This window comes from Bacillus sp. GMs2/2 (assembly GCF_050172095.1).
In the GTDB taxonomy this organism is placed as follows: Bacteria; Bacillota; Bacilli; order Bacillales; family Bacillaceae_G; genus Bacillus_A; species Bacillus_A cereus.
In genome coordinates, this window is record NZ_JBNLYE010000538.1 from 1 (window position 1) to 2,135 (window position 2,135).

The following is a 2,135-nucleotide window of genomic DNA, read 5'->3' on the forward strand; positions in this document are numbered from 1 at the left end:
TATTACTAAGCGTATTCGTTTTCTCATATCAATTTCTCCTTTTTGATTGTGAAGTATTGAGCAATGATGTTTGCTCATATTATATCAATTTTAAAAAAAGAGTGCTTGATATGTAGTTTATTTTAAAATATGTCACAAATTATCTTTATTCGAGTATTGGGATACAAATTGGATTCCATTAAATTCATAGGTTAGAGCCAAATTTTTAACGAATTTCCCGAAAGAATTCTCCTTCCACAAGCGTGTGAAGGGCGTAGCCAAAAGGTTTTCCTTTTTATTTTACCTCTGATATAATCAGTCTTATAAATTATAAAGGCTGGTATATAAATGAAATTAGATAGTAATAATCATTCAGTATTCTTGTTATATTATCACCTTGTGTTGGTTGTGAAATACAGAAAAAATGTATTTGATGATGATATGTCAGACTATGCAAAAGATATGTTTGTTCGACTATCTGAAAACTATAACATCACGTTAGTTGAATGGAATCATGATGTAGACCACGTTCATATTTTGTTCAAGGCACATCCTAATACAGAAATGACAAAATTCATTAATGCTTATAAAAGTGCAAGTTCTCGACTTATTAAAAGAGACTTTCCACAAGTGAAAAAGAAACTTTGGAAAGAGATGTTTTGGGCAAGAAGTTTTTGCTTGCTAACTACTGGTGGTTCGCCAATAGACGTAGTAAAAACATATATTGAAAATCAAAGTGAAAAGTGAGGTGAAATGATATGACAAAGCAGAATAAAGCATATAAATTCCGTATGTATCCAACAGAAGACCAAGCACATCTTATGCGTAAAACCTTCGGTTGTGTACGTTTCGTGTATAACAGAATGTTAGCTGAACGGAAAGAAGCGTATGAAAAACATAAAGATGATAAGGATCAACTAAAGAAACAAAAGCTTCCCACTCCTGCAAAATACAAAGCAGAATTTGAGTGGTTAAAAGAAGTTGATTCATTAGCTTTGGCAAATGCTCAACTAAACTTGCAAACTGCCTATAAAAATTTCTTTCGTGGTCAAAATGACTTCCCAACATTCAAAAGCAAAAAAGACAGAAAGTCTTATACAACGAATGTAGTGAACGGAAATATTATGTTGCTTAATGGTCATATCAAATTGCCAAAACTGAAAATGGTACGTATCAAACAGCATAGAGAAATACCACAAGACCATATAATCAAGTCATGTACGATTTCTATGACACCTACTGGTAAATACTATGTGTCCATTTTGACTGAATACGAAAAAGAGATCGTACAAAGAGAAGTAGAAACAGTTGTTGGATTAGACTTTGCGATGGATCAATTATACGTCAGTTCTGAGGATGAGAGAGCCAATTATCCTAAGTTCTATCGTGAAATGTTAGACCGATTAGCAAAGGCGCAACGAGTATTATCAAGACGTACAAAAGGTTCAGGGCGTTGGAATAAACAACGTATCCGTGTAGCTAAGCTGCATGAAAAAGTAGCAAACCAACGTAAGAACTTCCTTCATCATAAGTCTAAAGAGTTAGCTACTCATTTTGATGTTGTAGCTATTGAAGATCTAAATATGAAGGGAATATCGCAAGCATTTCATTTTGGAAAAAGCGTCGCTGATAATGCTTGGGGTATGTTCACTTCTTTCTTAGCTTACAAACTAAATGAACAAGGCAAACAGCTTGTGAAAATAGACAAATGGTTTCCTTCCACAAAAACATGTAGCAGTTGTGGAAATGTGAAAAATATGTCATTGTCTGAGCGAGTCTATTCTTGTATATGCGGTGTAAATCTCGATAGAGATTATAACGCAGCTATCAATATCAAAAATGAAGCAATACGCCTATTGGCGTTAGCATAGATAGCAATAAAATAACCCTTGGAACAAGGGAGTTAGCTCGGCTGTCTTAGGACGAATTCGTTAGCTACCAAAAGTAACGACTAACCGAGAAGCCCCCACTTCAAACAGTCCGTTAGGACGTTAAGTGGCGGGTAGTTCACATTACGTACAGTTGTTTTATATGAAATGGTTCTGCAATATTTGTATCATCTATGCGAACAATATAATGCATTAAGGGCTAAAGGGAATTTTCATCCGCTCCTACTAATTCCTCAATTTATCTTAAATTTCCTATGTATTTATCCA

Annotated in this window: 2 protein-coding genes; both read left to right on the forward strand. The window is 34.4% G+C overall.

Features of this window, described 5'->3' with window-relative positions:
- The first annotated feature begins 327 nt into the window (after positions 1 to 327).
- On the forward strand, positions 328 to 726 hold the full coding sequence (tnpA, locus tag ACQGS6_RS27095) for an IS200/IS605 family transposase (protein WP_369622718.1): 399 nt from the start codon (positions 328 to 330) through the stop codon (positions 724 to 726).
- An 11-nt stretch (positions 727 to 737) separates the two neighbouring features.
- On the forward strand, positions 738 to 1,850 hold the full coding sequence (locus tag ACQGS6_RS27100; protein ID WP_369622719.1) for an RNA-guided endonuclease TnpB family protein: 1,113 nt from the start codon (positions 738 to 740) through the stop codon (positions 1,848 to 1,850).
- Positions 1,851 to 2,135 lie beyond the last annotated feature (285 nt).

What these genes read in the sequence shown, in the direction of transcription:
- tnpA (WP_369622718.1), top strand. Translation starts at nt 328, where the DNA reads ATGAAATTAGATAGTAATAATCATTCAGTATTCTTGTTATATTATCAC.
- ACQGS6_RS27100 (WP_369622719.1), top strand. Translation starts at nt 738, where the DNA reads ATGACAAAGCAGAATAAAGCATATAAATTCCGTATGTATCCAACAGAA.